Source organism: Streptomyces sp. NPDC044003 (genome assembly GCF_056435185.1).
This window is the reverse complement of the sequence record NZ_JBWKFA010000001.1, coordinates 511,722-532,157: the sequence shown is the minus strand read 5'-3', so window position 1 is coordinate 532,157 and position 20,436 is coordinate 511,722. Positions and strand designations below refer to the sequence as shown.

Genomic DNA, 20,436 nt, shown 5'->3' with positions numbered 1-20,436 from the left:
GGGAACCCCTGTCCGCATAACGGAAGTGATTCTTCAGAGCCAGCCCTCCTTGGCCGCGCGGACGCCCGCCTCGAAACGGCTGCGGGCGCCGAGCCGGTTCATCAGCTCCGAGCTCATCCGGCGGACCGTCCGCAGCGAGACCCCGAGCCGCCGGGCCGCGATGTCGTCCGTGCAGCCGATGCCGAGGAGCATCAGCAACTCCCGTTCCTGCGGCGAGAGGTCGTGCGCGTCGCGGCGCGGGGCCTCGCCGAAGGGCGTGCCCGCGTCCCACAGCCGGTCGAAGAGCACCACGAGCGCGTGGACGAGGCCGGGGCTGCGCACTTCCAGGGCGCCGGCGCGCCCGTCCTCCGGGTCGACGGGGACGAGCGCGGCCTCGCGGTCGACGATCACCATGAGCATCGGGACGACGGGCACGGTCCGCGCCTCGCCGCCGAGGTCGCAGTACCAGCGCACGTAGTCGACGGTCGGCGGGTCGTTGCGGAAGCTCTCCTGGTAGATCGAGCGGATCTTCACCCCGCGCTCCAGGGCGAGTTGGTCGAGCGGCTGGCTCGCGTCCATCGTGTCGGGGAGCTGGGCGCCGCCGGGCAGCAGTGAGAGGCACTCGGTGCGGGCGTTCGCGGCGAGGTCCTCCAGGCGTTCGCGGACGGTGTCGAGTCCGGTGATGCGGTCCACGAGGTCGTGCCGGACGCCCGGTTCGGGGCAGTCCGCGTACGAGGCGAGGATGCCGGCCACCGCCCGGCCCGCCTGCTCGACCTGGCGCTTGCGCTTGCTCAGTTCGGCCTCGGCGCGGGACAGCAGGAACGAGAAGCCGACGTCCGGGCTGAAGGGTTCGACCTCGCCCGAGGAGTCGTCCATGAGGACGAGCTTGAGGTCCGCGAGACAGGCGAGCGCCTCGCGGACCTCCGGCTCGGGGCGGCCCAGATGTTCCGCCATGTCCGTCACGTCGTATTCGGGCCGCTCCAGGAGCAGGCGGTAGACGGCCTCCGTCGACTCCTTTATGCCGAGCGCCTCCAGCATCAGGTATCTCCCCCTCGTCACCTTCCGTGGTGCGACCTGTCGAACTCGTGATCGCGGTCGACGATGCTAGAGGGGAGGAGCGGTCTAGGTCTAGACCAATCATGGTGAACTCCGGGGTGCGATCCCGCAGGCGTGCCGGCCAGCGCGTCGACCACCGCACCCGCCGCGAACCCCGTCACCAGCAGCGCGAGTTCGACCTGCGGACCGATCCCCACCGCAAGCACCGCGAGCGCGCCCGCGCCCGCCGCCACCGGACCGGCCCACCCCGGCCCGCCCGCCGCCGAGGCCGCCGACCGCTCCAGGGACACGCAGAACGCGAAGGCGCCCACCACCAGCGGCACCCAGCCCGTCACCGCGCCGGTCCCCGCCGGACCCCACTGCCACAGCACCACGAGCGCCCCCGCCGACGCGCCCGCCGCGAGCAGCCCGCCCAGCACCGCCCGCGCCGCCGGGCCCGGCCCCAGCCGCCGGGCCAGCACGACGAGAGCCGCCAGGGCCGCCGACGGGACCGCGTACGGCAGCAACCCGTACACCCCGTCCACCAGATCACGGTCCACCACACCCGAACCGCCCACCTCGGCGCCCGTGTCCGCGAGCGCCGACCGCAGCGCCGTCACCGTCCCGGCCCCGGCCGCCGTCATCGGCTCCTCCTCCGGGACGACCACCACCAGGGCGGACCCGGAGCGGTGCCAGGCGGCGGGCGCCGCCGCGAGCAGGACCCCCGGGACCCGCGCCGCCCGGGCGGCCACCGCCGTCGCGTCCGCGCCCTCGGGGACCAGGACCTCCAGCGGGTTCAGCACCCCCGACGGCACCCCGGCCGCCGTCAGCCGGTCCAGACCGTCCCGGGCCGGACCGCCCGCCACCAGGGCACGGGCCTCCGGATTGCCGACCCGCAGCTGTGTGGCCGCGCCGGTGAGGAGCACGAGGAGGACGAGACCGACGGCGGTGAGGGGAGCCGGCAGCGTACGGGTGTTCCGTACGGGAACCGGTACGGCCGCCACCGACCGCAGTACCGGCGCCAGCGTCAGTGCCGCCGCCGTGCCCACCGCGCAGACCGCGAGCCCCGCCACCCCGATCGACCGCAGGAACGCCGCCGGGAACAGCGCCAGGACCGCGCAGGCCGCCGCGCCCGCCACCCCGCCCGTCACCGCCGACCGGGCGGCGGCCGGCCCCGGCGGCTGCGCCCAGCGGTGCACCGCGACCACGAGCGCTGTCACGGGCACCAGGTACACCACGACGAAGCCGATCTCCGTGAACCCCGCCACCGCCTCCACCAGGACCAGCGCCCCCACCGAGGTCACGGCCGCGAGCAGCAGCGGCGCCAGGACCCCGAGCGGCGAGCGGAACGCCAGGACGAGGGCCAGCAGCAGCCCGAGCGAGCAGGCCGCCTTCGCCCCGAGGGCCACCGGGCCCGGCCCCGCCAGCGCGCTGTCGTGCTGGAGCGGCAGCACACCCGTCACCTCGACCCGGGCCTCGGGGAGTGCGGAGCGCAGCCCCGCGCGGAGCTGCACCGCCGCCTCCTCGACGGCCGTCAGACCCGCCAGGTCCGGCTTCCCGGCCCCCGGGTACACCAGCGCGTACTCGGTCCGGCCATCCGCGCCGAGGAACCCCTCGTCGCCCGTCGCCGCGTACGAGACCGTCCGCGCGCCCGGCCCCGCCGACCGCTCCAGAGCATCCGCGAAGGCCTGTGCGTCCCTCTCGGCCGGCCAGGTCACGACCGCCACCAGCGGGGCGACCGCGGCCCCGTTCCCGTACCGCTCCTGGATCGCCCGGTTCGCCGCGTGACCCCGCCCGCCGGACGCGGTGAACGACTGGTCGAGCCGCCCGAGGCCCAGCACCGCCACCGCCCCGCCGAGCAGCAGCACGAGCAGCCACACCGCTCCGACCGCCACCCGGTGCCGCAGCACCGCGGTCCGTACGCGCTCAGTCCACATCGTCGAGCCGCTTCCTGAGCTCCTCGTCCAGACGCAGCCCCACCGCGCCGAGCGCCTCGTCCAGCTGCTCCGGCGCACTCGCCCCGATGACCGGCAGGACGGGCAGCCCGCCGCCCAGCGCCCAGGCCAGGACCACCTGGTTCGCGGTCACCCCGAGCTCCGCCGCGACCTCGGCGAGCACCTTCAGACGCCGCTCCGAACCGGCGTGCCGGTACTGCTCCGGGATCTCCTTGCCCGGATCCGTGTACGCCCCCGTCAGCTGGGTCGTGTACGCCGTGAACGTCAGGTCCGGCCGCGTCCCCAGGTAGTCGAGCAGCTCCTCCGAGGCGTGCGGGTTCACCCCGAACTCCGCGCCGGGGCGCGGCCGGAGGTACGTGTACCTCTGCTGCACGGCCGCGTAGTCCGGCACATCGGCGGCGGCCGCCGCGCCCCGCGACTCCTCGATCCGCCAGGCCGTGAGGTTCGAGCAGCCGGCCCGGCCGATCTTCCCGACGTCCACCAGCTCGCCGAAGGCGCCCATCGTCTCCGCGACCGGCGTCTTCCGGTCGTCGATGTGCGCGTAGTACAGGTCGATCCGGTCCGTGCCCAGGTTCCGCAGGCTCTCCTCCACCTGGCGGCGGATCACCGGCGCCGACAGACCCTCCGCGCACTCCGGCCAGGCCGAGCCCGGCGGGTCCGGAAGGGCGCCGACCTTGGTGGCGAGCACCATCTCGTCCCGGACGCCCCGGCTGCGCAGCCAGCGGCCGATGAGCAGCTCGGACTCGGCGCCGGTCGCGCCCGGCTCCCAGAAGGCGTACGTGTTCGCGGTGTCGACGAAGGTGCCGCCGGCCTCGTGGAAGCGGTCCAGGACGGCGAAGGCGGCGGCCTCGTCGATCCGGGTGCCGAACGGCAGGGTGCCCAGGCACAGTGTGGACACGCGGGGACCCTCGGGGCCGCCCAGGTTCGTGTACTCCATGGGTTGTTCCCTCTCTCTCAAACGGTGACGGTCAGTTCCTGGACCAGGTGGTCCGAGAGGCCCTCCGCGTCGCGGAAGCGGTACGAGCCGACCCGGGCGCCGCCGCCGGTGAACGCCCAGTCGATCCGCCACAGCCGCAGCCGCGCGCGGGCGTTCCAGCTGGCCGGCAGGACCGAGCGGCAGGCGCCGATCGCGTCGCGCAGCGCCCGGGGCATCCGGCGGATGTCGCCGATGGCGGCGCTGGTGTTGAAGTCCCCGGTCACCAGGACCGGGTGCGGGTTGGACCGCAGGTCGGCGACGAGCGCCGCGTACTCCCGGTCGCGGGCCGCCGCCCGGCGCCGCATGTCCCGGAGGAAGGCCGGCCGCAGCGGGTTCATCACCGTGAGCTGGACCGGGATGTGCACGTTGTACGTCGACAGGACGTCGTGCCCGACCCGCAGGTCCACCCGGAGCGAGCAGGCGCCGACCGGCACGGGCGGCGCGGCGGGCGGGAACCGGGACAGCGTCACGGAGTTGTTGTCGACGGCCAGGTGATGGCGCGGGAACGCGGCCCGCAGCCGCTCCTCGTCGTCGATGTCCCAGACCTCGCCGCCCTCGAAGCCGTTCAGGTACTCCTGGAGGACGTACACGTCGGCGTCGAGCGAGCGCAGGAAGGCGTAGAAGCGGTCGGGGTCGCCGCCCTGGTTCCAGTGCTGGGTGTTCCAGGAGACCAGCCGCAGGCCCTCGTCCCCGCGGCCGCCCCACAGCAGTCCCCGCAGGTTGATCCCGTTCTGCGGCCAGGCCACGAGCAGGCAGCCCGTGGCGAGCGCCGCCGCGAGCCGGCCGCCGGTGACCACGGCGGCGGCGAGCAGCGCGAGCGGGACGAGGGCGAGCGTGACCGGCGGAAGGAGCGAGACCGCGAGCCACGGCCACCAGCGGCCGTTGAGCGCGAGGTGCAGGGCGAGGAACACCGCCCAGCCGAGGGCGCAGTACAGGACCATCGCCGTCATCCGCTCCCCGGCAGCGCGACCCACAGGTCCTGCACGGCGTGGTCGGACAGCTTCTCCGGAGTGCCGAACTCGTACCGCTCGGCCCGCGCCCCGTTCCCGGTGAACGCCCAGTCGGTCCGCCAGAAGGGCTTCCAGCCGCCCTCCTCCCAGCTCGTCGGGTACGGGTCGGTGCTCACCTCCGCCGCGTCGGCGAGGCGCTCCCGGAGCGGGTCGAGGTCCGACATCGCGGCCGTCGCGTTGAAGTCGCCGGCCACCACCACCGGGTTGCGGTTGGCCGCGAGGTCGGCCTCCAGGCCCTCGTACTGGGCCCGGCGCGGGGCGAACCGCTCCCGCATGTGGCGGTAGAAGGCGGCGGAGAGGAGACCGTCCGGCATGCTGTTCCACACCGGCATGTGCACGTTGTAGAAGGACACCGCGCGGCCTCTGACCAGCACGTCCGTCCGCAGCACCTTGTTCGCGCGGTACTCCGTCGGCCAGTCCGCGCCGGGCGGCACCTCCCGCGCCGGGCCCACGGCCGGCTGCCGCAGGATCGGGAAGCGGGAGAGCGTCACCAGCTCGCCCCGGACGGCCACCTGGTAGCCGGGGAACTCCCGGCGCAGCCGCGCCAGGTCGTCGATCGGCAGCCGGTCCTTCCGGTCGGCGGTGACGTGCTGGTACTCGTGCAGCAGGTAGACGTCCGCGTCCTTCGCCTTCAGGAAGGCGTAGAAGTGGTCCTGGGTGCCGAGGAGCTGGTTCCACGAGTTGGTGTTCCAGGCGAAGACCCGTACGGCGTCCGGGCCGGGCCGGGGCTCCGCCCGCCACAGCGCCGCCGGGTCGAGGCCCGACTGCCCGAAGCCCAGGAGCAGGGCCAGCGCGGCCGCGGCGAGGGTCCGCCACCGGGCGGCGCCCCGGGCGAGCGGCGCGAGGGCCGCGAGGCCGAGCGGCACCAGGGCGAAGACCGCCGGCGGGACGATGCCGACGAGGTGGCCGAGCCAGATCCGGCCGTCCGCGGCCCACTCCACGAGGAGCAGCAGCAACCAGGCCAGGGCGATGCCGAGTACGAGCCCGTTCCGGCGGCGCCCGGCCGGGGCGACCCGTACGGCCTCCGCCGGGGCGAGCGTGTCCGTCACCGGCCCGCGCCCATCGGCGTACGGGTCAGGTCCGGCCGCGGCTGCGGGTCGTACAGGTGCCGGAACCGCTTCGAGCACAGCCACTGCACGCCCGCGACCCCGATCGCCGCGAACACCGTCAGGTTCACCAGGAAGTTGACGGCCACGAAGTACCCGAGGAACAGCCGCCCCCGGTGCCGCCGCACCTCCCGGTACATGTCCAGGTCGCCCCGGACGCCGAGCAGGAACAGGGCGAGCGGAAGCAGCGCCCACGCGGCCCCCCACAGCAGGGGCGCGGCCAGCGCGGCGACCGTCAGGGGTGCGGCGAGGCTGGCGCCCGCGCGCGGGCCGGTGACGAAGCCGCCCTGGAGGTGGCGCCGGCCGAGGATGAGGGGCACGGCGAGCCGGGCGCGGGCGAAGACCTTGTCGAGGACGATCCGCACGGTGTCGTCGTGGTCGTGCCGGCCGCGCACCTCCAGGGAGCTGAGGACCGTGTACCGCTCGGAGATCCGGCGGCCGTAGTCCTGGTCCTCGGTGTGCCGCAGGATCGGGTTGAACGGCCCGACCTCGTCGAAGACCCGCCGGGGCATGGCGAGGATCGCGGTGTGGACGGTGTCGATGACCCCCTCGGACTTCAGCAGCAGGTAGTACTGCTGGAGCGAGCGGTACTCCTCGATCAGGCTGTCCCGGATGAGCGGCTCCGGCTCGTAGGTGCCGCAGATCGCGCCGTACCCCTGGCCGGAGCCGAGGAGTTCGACGGACTTGGCGACCGCGTCGGGGTGCATGGCCACGTCGGAGTCGAGGAAGACGAGGATCTCGCCGGAGGAGAGCTCCGCGCCGAGGTTGCGGGCGACCGCGACCCCGCTGTTGACGCCGGTGGAGACCACCCGGGCGCCGGCCGCGGCGGCGATCGCCGCGGAGTCGTCGGTGGAGCAGTCGTCGACGACGAGGACCTCGATGTTCGGGTACGTCTGGGCGAGGGCGGCCTCGACGCACAGGCCGATGGAGCGGCCGTAGTTGTAGTTGGGGACGATGACGGAGACCAGGGGGAGGGTCATGTCGGGTTCTCCTAGAAGAGGACCTTGGCGAGGGAGAGGGCTCCCTGCCGCCACGGTTCGACGCTGGTGACGCCCTCGCTCTTCTTCGCGGGGCGGGCGCCGGCGGTGCGCTGCTGCTCGCGCCACCAGGCGAAGGTGCGCAGGATCGCGTCCTGGTTGGAGTGCTTCGGCCGGAAGCCGAGGACGTCCCTCGCCTTGTCGGTGGAGACGAAGCTGTCGTCGAGGAGCTTGTGCAGCAGGCGTCCGTAGACGGGGGAGAGCCCGGAGCGCTGGAGCAGGCTGAGCGCGGCGAGGGCGGGCTTCGCGGGCAGCGAGCGGACCCGCTTGCCGTGCCCGGCCGCGTCCAGGACGGCCTGGAAGTCCTCGCGTATCGTGCCGAACTCGGTGGCGCCGAGGTTGAAGGTGTCGTCGGCCCGCTCGGCGGGCGCCTCCATCGCGGTGACGACCGCGTCGACCAGGTCCGCCACGTCGAACATCTGGATGCGGACGTCGCCCCGGCCGAGGACGGGGAAGTTCCGGCCCTCCGCGGCCCACTCGAAGAGCATCGCGAAGAGCCCCATCCGGCCGGGCCCGAGGAAGGTCTTGGGCCGCAGGATCGGCACGCACATCTCCCGGCCCCGGAAGCGCTCCGCGACCTCCTCGGCCTCCGCCTTCGCGGCGCTGTACGTGTCGACCGGCTCGCGCGGGTACTCCTCCGGGGTCGGCACCACCTTCGGCAGTCCGTACACGGCGGTCGAGGAGATGTGCACGACCCGGGGCACCGCGTTCGCCTCGGCGGCCGTCAGGACGGCCTCCGTCCCGCCGACGATCACCGAGCGGATGGTGTCCGCCGGGTAGCTGGGCAGGGCGGCGGCGCAGTGCACCACCACGTCGGCGTCCGCCGTGACCCGCTTCATCGCGACGGTGTCCCGGACGTCCGAGACCGTGTGCGTGAGGTTCGGGTGCTCCGTGCGCGGGGCCCGCAGGTCCACGCAGTGCACCTGCCGACCCTCGTCGAGCAGCCGCTCGATCAGGGTCGAACCGAGCATTCCGGCACCGCCGGTGACCACGATGCGCTCTACCACAGCGACGACACCTTCTCCTTGACGAAACGGGTGAGCAGACGGGGCAGACCCTGGGCCAGGGTCTTGTCGAGGGAGTCCAGGAAGAACTCGACCTCGTGCTCCTCGGCGACCAGCGAGGGGGCGACCATCAGCGGGTTGTCGCCGTTGAGCGTGTAGTACGTGTAGATGCCGTGGTCCCGGTACAGGGCGTTGACCACCGACGAGGTGATGAGCTTCGTGCGGAAGCGCGGGTCCTTCGTCATCGCGCCCGGCACCAGCTTCGTGACCAGCTCCAGGATCTTCGGGCCCTTGTGCAGGAAGACGCCGTGCAGCGCGCCGTGGCCGCGGACCTCGGCCACCACGTCCGGGTACTCCTTCGCGATCCGCTCCAGACCCGGGGCGAGGATCCGCTCGATGGCCCGGGCGCGGGCCGGATAGTCGTCCTCGACGGCCACGTTGACCGCCTCGATGGCGGTGACCGCCTCCTCGCCGAAGCCGTAGTAGGTCGTCGACGTCGACTGGAGGAGGGCGTCCGTGAGGTTGTCGTAGGCCTTGCGGAAGACCGGCTCGCGGGCGACGAAGGCGGAGATGGAGGACTTGCCGCCGCCGAAGGACTTCGAGGTGGTGAGGATGTCGGGGACCAGACCCTCGTACCGCATGAAGTGGAAGAGGGTGCCGGTCTTGCCCCAGCCGGTGTAGATCTCGTCGAAGAGCAGCACGATGTTCTCGGCCGTGCACAGCTCCCGGAGCCCGCGCAGGAACTCCTCCGAGCACTCGTTCATCGTGGACGCCGACAGCGGCTCGATGAGGATCGCGTACACGTCGGACTCGCCCTTGGCGGTGCGCAGTTCGGCCACCAGCTTCCGTACGGAGTCCAGGTCCCCGTACCGGAAGATCCCCACGCCGGGGATGCCGGGGAACTGGAACGTCGACGCGTTCTGGCCGGTCAGGCTGCCCGAGCCGAGCAGCTTGCCGTGGAAGGAGATGTCGGCCCGCAGCACCCGGGAGCGCCGGCCGCCGTGGTACTTGTACGCCAGCTTGACCGCGCCCTCGACCGCCTCCGCACCGGAGTTGGGGAAGAACGACATGTTCAGGTCGCCGGGCAGCAGCTCCGCCAGGTTGTGGCCGAGGGCCGCGATGTACGGCGAGAAGTAGGTCTTGTGGACCTCCATGCTCCTGCGTTCCTGGAAGCGCTGCCGGGCGGCGAGGATCCGGGGGTGGTTGTGGCCGTGGTTGAGGACGCCGACGCCGCCGGTGAAGTCGAGGACGCGGCGGCCGTCGCGCTGGGTGATCCAGACGCCCTCGGCGCTCTCGACGAGCTCCTGGCCGAAGCCGAACGAGGTCATCAGGGAGACCTGGCTCTTGTTGACGTGGTCCTTGTACAGACCGTGGACCTGCTTGGCCGTCAGCGACTCGCAGTCGTCGACGGTGTAGAGCTGACCGGACACGGGATTCCTTCGGGTGAGTGGGGGGCGTGGGGGGAGCGGCGGGGCAGGGTGAGGAGCAGGGCGGCGCCGCCGACCAGGACCTCGCTGAGCGTGCAGACCACCCGGCTGGCGACCGCGGCGGCGGTGGCCTCCTGCCAGGGCAGCACGGCGGTCAGCGAGAGGAGCAGCAGGGCCTCGCGGGCGCCCCAGCCGTCCGGCAGGACGACCACGAGGCTCGCGGCGGCGGTGGCGAGGGCGAATCCGCCGACGCAGACCGGCAGCGCGGTCGACGGCGGGGCGCCGAGCATCACGGCGAGCGCCCACAGATGCAGTCCGGACACCGCCCAGGAGGCGGTGGCGGCGGCGAGCGCCCGGCGCACGCCCCGGGCGCTGGCCGTGGCCTGCGGCGCCGGCCGCCGGGCCAGCCGGGCGGCGCCGGCGGCCAGGCGGTTGAGCAGTCGCGGTCTCACGACGAGCAGCAGGGTGACCGCGCCGGGCAGCACCAGCCACCAGGCCCCGGCGCCGAGCGTCCAGGGCGCGCCGAGCGGTCCGACGGCGAGGCCGGTGAGGACGGCGACGATCAGGTTGAGCAGGAAGACGGCGAGCACGACCGGTGCGGGCACCCCGGCGGCGCCGGCCATCCGCAGCTGGGCGAGCACGCCCCAGACCGCGCCCGGCACGTACTTGCCGAGGTAGGAGGTGAAGTAGATCCGGGTGGTGGTCCGGCCGGGCAGCCGCGGCCCGAGGTCGGTGAGGAGGCTGCGCCAGGTGGCCATGGTGAACAGGACGGCGACGGCGTTGGCGGCGACGGCGAGGAGGAGGTACGGGACGGAGCCGGGCCGCAGGACGAGCGCGGCGAGCTCGCCGGCCCGGCCGTACAGGGCGAAGCCGATGCCCGTGACGACGGCGAGCGGGAACAGGATCCGCAGCAGCCGCGGGAACCGTGCGCCGCCGGGCCGGGGAGCGGTGGCCGTGGTCATCGGCCGAGCCGGTCGAGCAGCCACGCGGCGGCAAGCAGCACCGACCAGAGCAGCGCGTTGGTCACCGTCATCCGGTCGGCGAACAGGGCCCGCGAGGGGTTGCCGCCGCCCGAGTCGACCACGATCAGCTGGAGATAGCGGGCGAGGCCGAAGAGCGCGAAGGGCGCGGTGAGCACGGCGACGAGCGGTCCGTGCGTGCCGAAGACCGGACTGGCCTGCACGTGCAGCACGTAACTCACCGCCGCGAGGACCGCGGTGAAGCCGAGCAGCTGGTCGAGGAAGCCGACCGTGTAGCCGCGCAGCGCGGGCCGGTGCAGCACCCCGCCGACGGCCATCTCGTGCCGCCGCTTCCCGAGGATCAGCAGCAGGCAGAGCGTGAACACCCCCAGCGCGAGCCAGCTGGGCACCGGGTTCCCGGCGGCCAGACAGCCCTGGGCGAGCCGCAGCACGAACCCGAGCGCGACGATGAACACGTCGAGCAGCGGCACGTGCTTGAGTCCCCTGCTGTACGCGGCGTTCAGCGCGACGTATGCGGCGACCGGCCACCAGGCGGCGGGCGCGGTGGCGCCGGTGGCGACCGTCAGTCCGACCGTCGCCGCGAGGAGCAGCGCGAGGGCGGCGGCGAACGCCACGGCCGTGCCGACCCCGATCCGGCCGGCGGCGATCGGCCGGTGCCGCTTCTCCGGATGGCGCCGGTCGCGGTCGCGGTCGCCGATGTCGTTGACCAGGTAGATCAGTGCGGACGCGAGGGTGAAGACGGCGATCGCGGCGAGGGTGCCGCCGAGCGCGCCGCCGTCGAGGTGGGGGGCGCCGAGCAGGCCGAGGGGGACGACGACCAGGTTCTTCGTCCACTGTCCGGGCCGGACGAGGGCGGTGAGGTCGGCGAGGCGACCGGGGGGACGGGAGGCCGGCGGACGGACCGCCGGCGCCTCTCGGCCGGTGAGCGTGGGCGTGGCCATGGACGGACTCCTGTGGGGAGGGTCGTACGGGTGGTCATACGGAGGTGGTGGGGGCGGCGGGGACGGCCCGGCGGCGCACGCTCGGGCCGAAGTCCGGCTCGGTGAGCCAGCGGATCGCGCCACGGGCCGCGCCGAGGACGATCGCCTGGTGCAGCACGAAGTGGACGGCGGTGAAGTACAGGAGGAACCCCGTTCCCCGGCTCCGCAGCGCGAAGCGGCTCAGGCCCGGATCGGCGCAGGCGAAGAGCAGCGCGCAGAGGGCGGGGACGAGCAGCAGCCAGGGGGACAGCAGGCCGAGCGGCAGGGTGGGGAGGGTCAGCGCGGCGGCGAGGACGCCGAGCGGCCGGTTGGCGGTGAGGCCGCCCTCGCGCATCTGCCCGAGCGCCGCGATCAGCAGCTGGGAGCGCCGGTACTGCTCCGAGAGCATCGCCCCAAGCCGGTCCACGTCGTCGTGGCGGCCGCGGATCGCCTCGGTCATCAGGATGCGGTGCGTCCGGACGAGCCGGCCGCTGTACTCGACGTCCTCGGAGTCCCGGAGGTTCTCGTCGAAGGGGCCGGTCTCCTCGAAGACCTGCTTGCGGATCGCGCCGAGGGCGAAGAAGGCGGTGCGGACCTCGCCGGCGGCGCGCCGGCGCCAGAAGTGGGCGTGCAGGGCGTGGTAGCGCTCCACGGGCCCGTCGTCGAAGAGCGGTTCGGGGTCGAGGACGCCGTGGACACAGCCGAGGCCGGGGTCGTCCCGGAGCAGGTCGGCGGCGTGGGCGAGGGCCTCGGGGTGCAGGGCGGTGTCGGAGTCGAGGAAGAAGAGGACCTCGCCGCGGGCGGCGGCGGCCCCCATGTTCCGGGCGGCGGACACCCCGCGGTTGTGGGGGTTGGCGATGAGGACGACGTCGAACTCGCGGGCGATGTCGCGGGACCGGTCGGTGCTGGCGTCGTCCACGACGATGACGTCGAGCGGGGCGTGGGTCTGGGCGAAGACCGAGGTGAGACAGGCGCGCAGGGTCTTCTCGTAGTTGTAGTTGGGGATGATGACGGACACGCTGGGACGGGCCCTGGGCATGGGGGTTCCTTGAAGGGCTTCGGAGGTGGGGGGCTCCTGCGCGGTGGGGGCGTCAGAGGAGCCGGAAGTCCGCGATGCGGTGGCGGGAGAGCTCGGGGGAGTGGCCGAGGAGGAGCCGGCAGAGCAGCAGCGCGTGGCCGACGGCCTCGATCTCGTCGGGGCCCCGGATGTACAGGGCCAGGCGGACCGTCCGGTCGAGGACCAGTGCCCGGGCGGACTCGAAGCGGTCCTGCGGCCGGGCGACGCGGTGCAGCGTCTCGACGAGTCGTGCGGCGGACGGGGCCGGTGGGAGGTCGGTGTCCGGTGCGGGGTCGTCGTCCGGTGCCCTCATCGAGACGCCGATGAGGTAGATGGGGATCAGCCCCAGGAGAAGCCGTCGTTGCCGTCGGTGGGCTGCGGGGCCGTGACGGTCACGTCCTGCGCGGTGAGGGTCCCGGCGGGCGCCGGCTGGGCCACCAGGGCCAACGTCAGCGCGGCCGCGGCGGGGACGGCCAGGGCGACGACGGCACGGAGCTGAACGCGGGCGAAAGTGGCGAAACGGGCGCTGCTGGGCATGGCGGGGCTGCCTTCCTGGATGGTGCGGAGTGGGGGTCGCGGGGGTGGTTCCCCGGGGCCGCTCCCGGGCTCTGCCGGGCGGCTTCGACATGTCCAAGACTGGCCTGCCGGGGGTGCCCTGTCACCGGAGAACGGCTGGCGCCAACCGCGTGGCCGTTAGGGGCCAGTGCGTGCCGCGGACCTTCGCGCGCCGCCCACCAGGGGGTTTCCGGGAGGCGTCACGTTCCTGCCAGGCGGAAGGTGCCGGGTGCCCGTCACGTCTCCGGGAGCCCTCCGTGCGGCCTCCGTGCGGCCGCCGTACGGACTCCGTGCGGCCGCCGTGCGGCCTCCGTACGGACTCCGTACGGAGGCCGCACGGCCTCCGGAAACGCGGAACGGCCGCACCCCCCGCCGGGGTGCGGCCGTTCCTGCCGTACGAGAGAGGGCTCAGCCGTTGGGGCGCTTCAGGCGCGCCACGAACTTGTACCGGTCGCCGCGGTAGACGGACCGTACCCACTCCACCGGCTCGCCCTGGGCGTCCAGGGAGTGGCGGGAGAGCATCAGCATCGGCAGGCCCACGTCCGTGCCGAGCAGTCCGGCCTCGCGCGGGGTGGCGAGGGAGGTCTCGATGGTCTCCTCGGCCTCGGCGAGGTGCACGTCGTAGACCTCGGCGAGCGCCGTGTACAGCGAGGTGTACTTCACGAGCGAGCGGCGCAGCGCGGGGAAGCGCTTCGCCGACAGGTGGGTGGTCTCGATCGCCATCGGCTCGCCGCTCGCGAGGCGCAGGCGCTCGATGCGGAGCACCCGGCCGCCGGCCGAGATGTCGAGCAGCCCGGCGAGGGTGTCGTCGGCCGTGACGTACCCGATGTCGAGGAGCTGCGAGGTGGGCTCCAGGCCCTGGGCCCGCATGTCCTCCGTGTACGAGGTGAGCTGGAGGGCCTGGGAGACCTTGGGCTTGGCCACGAACGTGCCCTTGCCCTGGATCCGCTCCAGGCGGCCCTCGACGACCAGCTCCTGGAGGGCCTGGCGCACGGTGGTGCGCGAGGTGTCGAACTCCGCGGCGAGCGTGCGCTCCGGCGGGACCGGGGTGCCGGGCGGCAGGGTCTCCGTCATGTCGAGCAAGTGTCGCTTGAGCCGGTAGTACTTGGGCACGCGCGCGGTGCGGGTGGGTGTCCCGCTCTCTGTCTCCGTACTGCCCGCGTCCGTGGCCATGGCCTGCCTTCCCGACTCCTGTGCTGCTGCCGTCACCGGCTCCTCCGTCTGTCGCGGCTCACATGGTGGCACGGACCGGTCACGGGTCGTCGCCCTCCCTCAGGTGTCGGTCCGATAACGGACGCGACTGCCCTTCTTATACACCCTTGACACCCCTAAAGGTCTAGGCCAAGCTCCGGGTACTGGTCTAAACCATTAAAGACCAGGTCCCAGCCCCACGAGCATTACCTGACGTATGTCTTCGCGCGGTGGGCAGGGGTTGCAGGCATCCCTGAGGAGGGTGGCGTGAAGCGCAAGCTCATCGCGGCGATCGGCGTCGCGGGCATGATGGTCTCCATCGCTGCGTGTGGTTCGGACACGGACAACGGCAAGGATGGCAACAAGGCGACGGCCGGGGGCGACAAGACCCTGACCGTCTGGGTCATGGACGGTTCCGCGCCGGACGCCTGGATGGCCGAGGTGAACAAGGCCTTCGAGGCCAAGCACCCGGGCGTCAAGGTCAAGGTCGAGAAGCAGATCTGGAACGGCATCCAGGAGAAGGTCACCACCGCCCTCTCCGAGGACACCCCGCCGGACGTCCTGGAGCTCGGCAACACCCAGACCGCCGGCTACGCGGTCACCGGCGGTCTCGCCGACCTGTCGGGCGACAAGGCCAAGCTCGGCTACGACGCCTGGAACAAGGGCATGGTCGCCTCCAACGAGCTGGACGGCAAGCTCTACTCCGCCCCGTGGTACGCCGCCAACCGCGTCGTCGTCTACGACAAGGCCGCCTTCAAGAAGGCCGGTGTCACCCCGCCGAAGACCCGCGCCGAGTGGATCGAGGGCCTGAAGAAGCTCAAGGCCTCCGACCCGAAGTCGCAGGCGATCTACCTGCCGGGCCAGTCCTGGTACGTCCTCGCCGGCCTCATCTGGGACGAGGGCAGCGACCTCGCGGTCAAGGACGGCGACAAGTGGAAGGGCAACCTGTCCTCCCCCGAGGCCGCCAGCGCCATGAACTTCTACAAGGAGCTGGCGTCCTACTCCACCGCTCCGAAGGACAAGGACGAGGCGACCCCGCAGCAGTCCACCGACATCGTCCCCAAGGGTGGCGTGTCGTCCTGGATCGGTCTCGGCTGGGAGGCCGGCGGCGCCATCGACGCCATGAAGAAGGCCGGCAAGACCGCCGACTTCGGCTACTTCCCGATCCCGGGCAAGACCGCCGACAAGCCGGGCTCCGTCTTCCTCGGCGGCTCCAACCTCGCCATCGCCGAGCGCTCCCAGAACAAGGACCTCGCGAAGGAGTGGCTGGCCCTCGCCGCCGGCAAGGAGTTCATGACGAAGTACGCCGCCGCCACCGAGGGCGCGCTGCTTCCGAACACCGACTCCGCGCAGTTCAAGCCCGCCGCCGGCTCCTTCGCCGAGGCCATGGCGGCCTCCTCCGCCTCCGGCAAGGTCACCCCGGTCACCCCGGGCTGGGCGAACGTCGAGACCGCCCCGAACCCGATCAAGGACTACATGACCAAGGTCCTGAAGGGTGAGGACGCCAAGAAGGCCGGCGAGGCGGCCGACAAGGTCATCAACGAGCGCATCAACCAGCAGTAATCCGTAGCCCCGGTGGTGCGGCCGGTGTCGCACCGGCCGCACCACCGGCGCGTTGCAGCGATGCAGTGATCAGCGGCCCGCTCCCCCGGGCCGTGCCCCGGTGGGCGCGGGAGCCCCAGAACCGCGAGGAATAAGACCATGACCGTGGACTCCCAGGGGACGGCGACCGCCGGTCCCCAGGACGCGCCCGGAAGGGCGGCAGGGAAGTCTCAGACTCCGCCTCCCTCTTCGGGCCCGAAGGAAGTCCTTCAGCCTCCACGCGGCAGGCGCTCCCTGCCCGGCGGGGTGCTGCCGTACCTGCTCGTCGCGCCCGCCCTGCTGTCCATGGCGGTGCTGCTGCTCTACCCGCTGATCCGCAATGTGATCCTCTCCTTCCAGGAGCTCAACCGGAAGGAGTTCATCACCCGCGAGACGGTCTGGACCGGCTTCGACAACTACACCGAGCTCCTCGGCGACGGGGACTTCTGGACCGTCGTCGTCCGAAGCGTCGTCTTCACCGCCGTCAACGTCGCCCTCATCATGGCGATCGGCACCGGCATCGGCCTGCTGCTCAACCGCCTCGGCAAGAAGATGCGACTGGTCCTCTCGCTGGCCCTGATGTTCGCCTGGGCCATGCCGATCGTCGCCTCCGTCACCGTCTTCCGCTGGCTCTTCGACGAGCAGTTCGGCGTCGTGAACTGGCTGATGCGCACGCTGGGCTTCTCCGGCTACGACCAGCACAACTGGTTCGAGACCGGCTTCTCCACCCTCGTCATCGTCCTGATCCTGCTCGTCTGGGGCTCCGTCCCGTTCGTCGCCCTCAACATGTACGCCGGCCTGACCACCATCGGCTCCGAGCTGTACGAGGCCGCCAAGATGGACGGCGCCAGCGGCTGGCGCACCTTCTGGGCCGTGGTCTTCCCGAACCTGAAGTCCTTCTTCATGATCACGACGTTCCTGGAGATCATCTGGATCTTCAAGGCGTTCGCCCAGGTCTACGCCATGAACCTCGGTGGCCCCGACCGCGGTTCCGAGACCCTCCCGGTCTTCGCCTACATCGAGGGCGTCGGCCAGTTCCACTACGGTGTCGCCGCCGCCATCTCCATCCTGACGATCGTGATGCTCATCGCGGTCATGTCCTTCTACTTCCGCCTGATCCTGAAGGAGGAGGAGGAGCTGTGAGCGCCGCCACCACCACCCCGACTCCGCAGAAGCTGCGCACCAGGAAGCCGCTCACGGTCGCCGCCGTCGCCAAGAACCTCGGCGCCCTCGTGCTCGCCGTCGTGTTCATCTTCCCGGTCTACTGGATGTTCTCGTCCTCGCTGAAGCCGCAGCACGAGATCATGACCAAGGACCCGGTCTTCGTCTTCACGCCGACCTTCGAGAACTACACGACCGCGACCGGCGTCGACCTGTTCTGGACGTACGTCACCAACAGCCTCACGGTCACCATCGGCGCCGTGCTGCTCGCCCTGGTCGTCGCCCTGGCCGCGAGCTTCGCGATCGCCCGCCTCCGGTTCAGGGGACGCAAGGGCATCGTCCTCGTCGTGATGATGGCGCAGATGGCCCCCTGGGAGGTCATGGTCATCGCGATGTACATGATCTCCCGTGAGAACGACCTGCTGAACAGCATCCCGATGCTCACGCTGATCTACTTCGTCATGGTCCTCCCCTTCACGATCTGGACCCTGCGCGGCTTCATCGCCGCCGTCCCGGTCGAGCTGGAGGAGGCCGCGCAGATCGACGGCTGCACCCGGGGCCAGGCCTTCCGCAAGGTGATCTTCCCGCTGCTCGCCCCCGGCCTGATGTCGACCTCGCTCTTCGGCTTCATCACCGCCTGGAACGAGTTCGCCATGATCCTCATGCTGAACAAGGAGAAGGAGTCGCAGACCCTGACGCTCTGGCTGACCCAGTTCCAGACCGCGTTCGGCAGCGACTGGGGCGCCACCATGGCCGCCTCCACCCTCTTCGCCCTCCCCGTGCTCGTCGTCTTCCTCTTCCTCCAGCGCAAGGCCGTCGGCGGCATGACCGCCGGCGCGGTGAAGGGATAACGGACCCCCATGACCACACTCGTACACGGCTCGGACACCCTGACCCGTGACGCGCTCACGGTCCTCCAGCCCGGCTTCGTCGGCACCACCGCCCCCGACTGGCTGCTCCGCCGCATCGGCGAGGGCCTGTCCTCGGTCGGCCTCTTCGGCCGGAACATCGTCGACTCCCAGCAGCTCGCCGCGCTCACCGCGCAGCTGCGCGCCGAGCGGGACGACGTCCTCGTCGCCATCGACGAGGAGGGCGGGGACGTCACCCGCCTCGAGGTCAAGCAGGGCTCGTCCTTCCCCGGCAACTACGCGCTCGGCAGCGTCGACGACGTCGAGCTCACCCGGGCCGTCGCCCGCGAGCTCGGCCGCCGGCTCGTCCAGTGCGGCGTCGACCTGAACTGGGCGCCCTCGGCGGACGTCAACTCCAACGCCGAGAACCCGGTCATCGGCGTCCGCTCCTTCGGACCGGACCCGGACCTGGTCGCCCGGCACACCGTGGCGTACGTCGACGGGCTCCAGGGCGTCGGGGTCGCGGCCTGCACGAAGCACTTCCCCGGACACGGCGACACCAACGTGGATTCCCACGACGCGCTGCCCCGGATCGATGTGGACCTCGCCACACTGCACGCCCGTGAGCTGGTACCTTTCCGCGCGGCCGTCGCCGCGGGTACCAAAGCGGTCATGAGCGCGCATATTCTGCTCTCCGCGCTCGACCCCCACCGTCCGGCCACCCTGAGCCCGCAGATCCTCACCGGTCTGCTGCGTCAGGAGCTGGGCTTCGAGGGGCTGATCGTCACCGACGGCATGGAGATGCAGGCCGTCGCGGCGACGTACGGCATCGAGCGCGGATCCGTCCTCGCGATCGCCGCGGGCGCCGACGCCATCTGCGTCGGCGGCGGGCTGTGCGACGAGGACACCGTGCTGCGGCTGCGCGACGCGCTCGTCAACGCGGTACGGACCGGTGAACTGCCCGAGGAGCGGCTGGCCGACGCCGCGGCGCGCGTGCGCGCCCTGGCGGCCTGGACCCAGGCGCACCGGGCCAGGGGGGCTGGATCGGTGCCGGGCGCGGCAGTGCAGGAGGGGACCGCGCCCGGCACCGACATCGGACTCGTGGCGGCCCGCCGGGCCCTGAAGGTGACCCGGGGGAAGCACCCCCACGCGCCGATGGCCGACGCGCCCTACGTGGCCGCCTTCACCCCCGTCGCGAACTTCGCGGTCGGCGACGAGACGCCCTGGGGCATCGCCGCCGAGCTGGAGCGGCTGCTCCCCGGCACGGAGACCGGCTCGTACGACGAGTCGTCCGTGGCCGACGTCCTGGCCGCCGCGGGGGAGCGGCGGATCGTGGCGGTCGTACGGGACGCCCACCGGCACCCGTGGATGACCGAGGCCCTGGACGGCCTCCTCGCGGCCCGCCCCGACACCGTCGTGGTCGAGATGGGCCTCAACGAGGCGGAGCCCCGCGGGGCCCTGCACATCGCCACGCACGGCGCGGCCCGGGTCTGCGGCCGCGCCGCCGCGGAGGCCGTGGTCGGCACCGGCGCCTGAGAGCGACGACGAGGGGCCCGGCACCTGGATCAGGTGCCGGGCCCCTCGTGTGTGTGAGGGTCCTAGATGCCCTGCCAGGACGGCTTGTTCGCGAAGGTGTGGCGGAAGTAGTCCGCGAGCTTCAGCTTGGAGGCGGCCGCCTCGTCCACGACGACCGTGGCGTGCGGGTGCAGCTGGAGCGCGGAGGCCGGCACGAGCGCCGCCACCGGGCCCTCGACGGTCTGCGCCACGGCCTCGGCCTTGCCCTCGCCGGTGGCGAGGAGCACCAGGTGACGCGCCTCCAGGATGGTGCCGATGCCCTGGGTGATGACGTGGTGCGGCACCTGCTCGATGTCGTTGTCGAAGAAGCGGGCGTTGTCCACGCGGGTCTGCTCGGTGAGCGTCTTGATCCGGGTGCGGGAGGCGAGCGAGGAGCACGGCTCGTTGAAGCCGATGTGCCCGTCGGTGCCGATGCCGAGGATCTGCAGGTCCACACCGCCGGCCTCGGCCAGCGCCCTGTCGTACGCCTCGCAGGCCGCCAGGACGTCCTCGGCGGAGCCGTCGGGGCCCATGAAGGCCTCGGGGGAGAGCCCGAGCGGCTCGACGACCTGGCGCAGGACGGTGGAGCGGTACGACTCCGGGTGCCCCGCGGGCAGGCCCACGTACTCGTCCAGCTGGGCGATCCGAGCGCGGGAGGCGTCCACGGCGCCGACGGACACCTGGGCGACGAGGGCGTCGTAGATCGGGATCGGAGTCGAGCCGGTGGCCACGCCGAGCAGCGCGTCGGGCTTGCGGCGCAGGAGGTCGGCGATGCCGTCCGCGATGAGCTCGCCGCCGGCCTTGGCGTCCTTGACGATGACAACTTCCACGCTGTGCCTGCCGATCTGGTGAGGGGCTGCTGAAAGGACGTGTGGTATAGACCAATCTAAGTCCAAATCTAGCAGAGGGCAGCCCTTCTCCTCGCGCTGTTCCGCCCCGCGGACAGCACCGTTTCCATCGTCGGCCGCCCCTGCCCCACCAGCCACTCGAACCCCACCCCGGACACCACCGAACCCCCGTC

The 20,436-nt window shown here is 72.2% G+C and carries 19 protein-coding genes; 4 read left to right on the top strand and 15 right to left on the bottom strand.

The features are described 5' to 3' along the window. Window positions 1–33: 33 nt before the first annotated feature. The 14 genes from AC07AW_RS02420 to AC07AW_RS02355 form a co-directional block, all read right to left on the bottom strand. Window positions 34–1,017, bottom strand: a complete 984-nt coding sequence (locus AC07AW_RS02420) for a LuxR C-terminal-related transcriptional regulator (RefSeq protein WP_392150623.1) — start codon at window positions 1,015–1,017, stop codon at window positions 34–36. A gap of 17 nt (window positions 1,018–1,034) precedes the next feature. Further along, entirely contained in the window at window positions 1,035–2,951 is a 1,917-nt protein-coding gene (locus AC07AW_RS02415) for an MMPL family transporter (RefSeq protein ID WP_478813657.1), read from the bottom strand. Next, a complete protein-coding gene (locus tag AC07AW_RS02410; RefSeq protein ID WP_478813656.1) occupies window positions 2,941–3,906 on the bottom strand; it encodes an aldo/keto reductase in 966 nt (321 codons plus the stop codon). The genes AC07AW_RS02415 and AC07AW_RS02410 overlap by 11 nt, the downstream gene beginning before the upstream one ends. A 17-nt stretch (window positions 3,907–3,923) precedes the next feature. Then, a complete protein-coding gene (locus tag AC07AW_RS02405) occupies window positions 3,924–4,895 on the bottom strand; it encodes an endonuclease/exonuclease/phosphatase family protein (RefSeq protein ID WP_478813655.1) in 972 nt (323 codons plus the stop codon). After that, entirely contained in the window at window positions 4,892–6,004 is a 1,113-nt protein-coding gene (locus AC07AW_RS02400) for an endonuclease/exonuclease/phosphatase family protein (protein ID WP_478813654.1), read from the bottom strand. Before AC07AW_RS02400 ends, AC07AW_RS02405 begins: the two co-directional genes overlap by 4 nt. Beyond that, the gene (locus AC07AW_RS02395) at window positions 6,001–7,041 is read right to left on the bottom strand and encodes a glycosyltransferase family 2 protein (RefSeq protein ID WP_478813653.1); all 1,041 of its coding nucleotides are present in this window, start codon (window positions 7,039–7,041) and stop codon (window positions 6,001–6,003) included. The genes AC07AW_RS02400 and AC07AW_RS02395 overlap by 4 nt, the downstream gene beginning before the upstream one ends. An 11-nt stretch (window positions 7,042–7,052) precedes the next feature. After that, complete coding sequence (locus tag AC07AW_RS02390) at window positions 7,053–8,105, bottom strand: NAD-dependent epimerase/dehydratase family protein (protein WP_478813652.1); 1,053 nt, start codon at window positions 8,103–8,105, stop codon at window positions 7,053–7,055. Beyond that, window positions 8,099–9,532 (bottom strand): aspartate aminotransferase family protein, encoded by a 1,434-nt coding sequence (locus AC07AW_RS02385; RefSeq protein ID WP_478813651.1) that lies wholly within the window; start codon window positions 9,530–9,532, stop codon window positions 8,099–8,101. Before AC07AW_RS02385 ends, AC07AW_RS02390 begins: the two co-directional genes overlap by 7 nt. Then, a complete protein-coding gene (locus tag AC07AW_RS02380) occupies window positions 9,490–10,491 on the bottom strand; it encodes a lysylphosphatidylglycerol synthase domain-containing protein (RefSeq protein ID WP_478813650.1) in 1,002 nt (333 codons plus the stop codon). Before AC07AW_RS02380 ends, AC07AW_RS02385 begins: the two co-directional genes overlap by 43 nt. Continuing rightward, on the bottom strand, window positions 10,488–11,450 hold the full coding sequence (locus AC07AW_RS02375) for a UbiA prenyltransferase family protein (RefSeq protein ID WP_478813649.1): 963 nt from the start codon (window positions 11,448–11,450) through the stop codon (window positions 10,488–10,490). The genes AC07AW_RS02380 and AC07AW_RS02375 overlap by 4 nt, the downstream gene beginning before the upstream one ends. Before the next feature lie 34 nt (window positions 11,451–11,484). Continuing rightward, window positions 11,485–12,507: a glycosyltransferase family 2 protein gene (locus AC07AW_RS02370; protein WP_478813648.1), complete on the bottom strand. Its 1,023-nt coding sequence runs from the start codon at window positions 12,505–12,507 to the stop codon at window positions 11,485–11,487. A 52-nt stretch (window positions 12,508–12,559) separates the two neighbouring features. Then, window positions 12,560–12,838, bottom strand: a complete 279-nt coding sequence (locus AC07AW_RS02365) for a hypothetical protein (RefSeq protein ID WP_478813647.1) — start codon at window positions 12,836–12,838, stop codon at window positions 12,560–12,562. A 26-nt stretch (window positions 12,839–12,864) separates the two neighbouring features. Continuing rightward, window positions 12,865–13,062, bottom strand: a complete 198-nt coding sequence (locus AC07AW_RS02360) for a hypothetical protein (RefSeq protein ID WP_478813646.1) — start codon at window positions 13,060–13,062, stop codon at window positions 12,865–12,867. 426 nt (window positions 13,063–13,488) lie between these two features. Beyond that, entirely contained in the window at window positions 13,489–14,253 is a 765-nt protein-coding gene (locus AC07AW_RS02355; RefSeq protein ID WP_053649500.1) for a GntR family transcriptional regulator, read from the bottom strand. Between the two features lie 285 nt (window positions 14,254–14,538). Here AC07AW_RS02355 and AC07AW_RS02350 point away from each other — a divergent pair, with 285 nt between their 5' ends. From AC07AW_RS02350 to AC07AW_RS02335, 4 genes are all read left to right on the top strand, one after another. Continuing rightward, entirely contained in the window at window positions 14,539–15,834 is a 1,296-nt protein-coding gene (locus AC07AW_RS02350; protein ID WP_478813645.1) for an extracellular solute-binding protein, read from the top strand. A gap of 138 nt (window positions 15,835–15,972) precedes the next feature. Then, the gene (locus tag AC07AW_RS02345) at window positions 15,973–16,995 is read left to right on the top strand and encodes a carbohydrate ABC transporter permease (protein ID WP_478813644.1); all 1,023 of its coding nucleotides are present in this window, start codon (window positions 15,973–15,975) and stop codon (window positions 16,993–16,995) included. 32 nt (window positions 16,996–17,027) lie between these two features. Beyond that, complete coding sequence (locus tag AC07AW_RS02340; protein WP_478814372.1) at window positions 17,028–17,864, top strand: carbohydrate ABC transporter permease; 837 nt, start codon at window positions 17,028–17,030, stop codon at window positions 17,862–17,864. 9 nt (window positions 17,865–17,873) lie between these two features. Next, on the top strand, window positions 17,874–19,397 hold the full coding sequence (locus AC07AW_RS02335) for a glycoside hydrolase family 3 protein (RefSeq protein ID WP_478813643.1): 1,524 nt from the start codon (window positions 17,874–17,876) through the stop codon (window positions 19,395–19,397). 62 nt (window positions 19,398–19,459) lie between these two features. Here the strand turns inward: AC07AW_RS02335 and nagB are convergent, their stop codons facing one another. After that, window positions 19,460–20,245: a glucosamine-6-phosphate deaminase gene (nagB, locus tag AC07AW_RS02330; protein ID WP_478813642.1), complete on the bottom strand. Its 786-nt coding sequence runs from the start codon at window positions 20,243–20,245 to the stop codon at window positions 19,460–19,462. Window positions 20,246–20,436 lie beyond the last annotated feature (191 nt).

Coding starts and splice junctions, on each gene's coding strand:
- AC07AW_RS02420 (WP_392150623.1), bottom strand. CDS start 1,017: ATGCTGGAGGCGCTCGGCATAAAGGAGTCGACGGAGGCCGTCTACCGC.
- AC07AW_RS02415 (WP_478813657.1), bottom strand. CDS start 2,951: ATGTGGACTGAGCGCGTACGGACCGCGGTGCTGCGGCACCGGGTGGCG.
- AC07AW_RS02410 (WP_478813656.1), bottom strand. CDS start 3,906: ATGGAGTACACGAACCTGGGCGGCCCCGAGGGTCCCCGCGTGTCCACA.
- AC07AW_RS02405 (WP_478813655.1), bottom strand. CDS start 4,895: ATGACGGCGATGGTCCTGTACTGCGCCCTCGGCTGGGCGGTGTTCCTC.
- AC07AW_RS02395 (WP_478813653.1), bottom strand. CDS start 7,041: ATGACCCTCCCCCTGGTCTCCGTCATCGTCCCCAACTACAACTACGGC.
- AC07AW_RS02380 (WP_478813650.1), bottom strand. CDS start 10,491: ATGACCACGGCCACCGCTCCCCGGCCCGGCGGCGCACGGTTCCCGCGG.
- AC07AW_RS02375 (WP_478813649.1), bottom strand. CDS start 11,450: ATGGCCACGCCCACGCTCACCGGCCGAGAGGCGCCGGCGGTCCGTCCG.
- AC07AW_RS02370 (WP_478813648.1), bottom strand. CDS start 12,507: ATGCCCAGGGCCCGTCCCAGCGTGTCCGTCATCATCCCCAACTACAAC.
- AC07AW_RS02365 (WP_478813647.1), bottom strand. CDS start 12,838: ATGAGGGCACCGGACGACGACCCCGCACCGGACACCGACCTCCCACCG.
- AC07AW_RS02360 (WP_478813646.1), bottom strand. CDS start 13,062: ATGCCCAGCAGCGCCCGTTTCGCCACTTTCGCCCGCGTTCAGCTCCGT.
- AC07AW_RS02355 (WP_053649500.1), bottom strand. CDS start 14,253: ATGGCCACGGACGCGGGCAGTACGGAGACAGAGAGCGGGACACCCACC.
- AC07AW_RS02345 (WP_478813644.1), top strand. CDS start 15,973: ATGACCGTGGACTCCCAGGGGACGGCGACCGCCGGTCCCCAGGACGCG.
- AC07AW_RS02335 (WP_478813643.1), top strand. CDS start 17,874: ATGACCACACTCGTACACGGCTCGGACACCCTGACCCGTGACGCGCTC.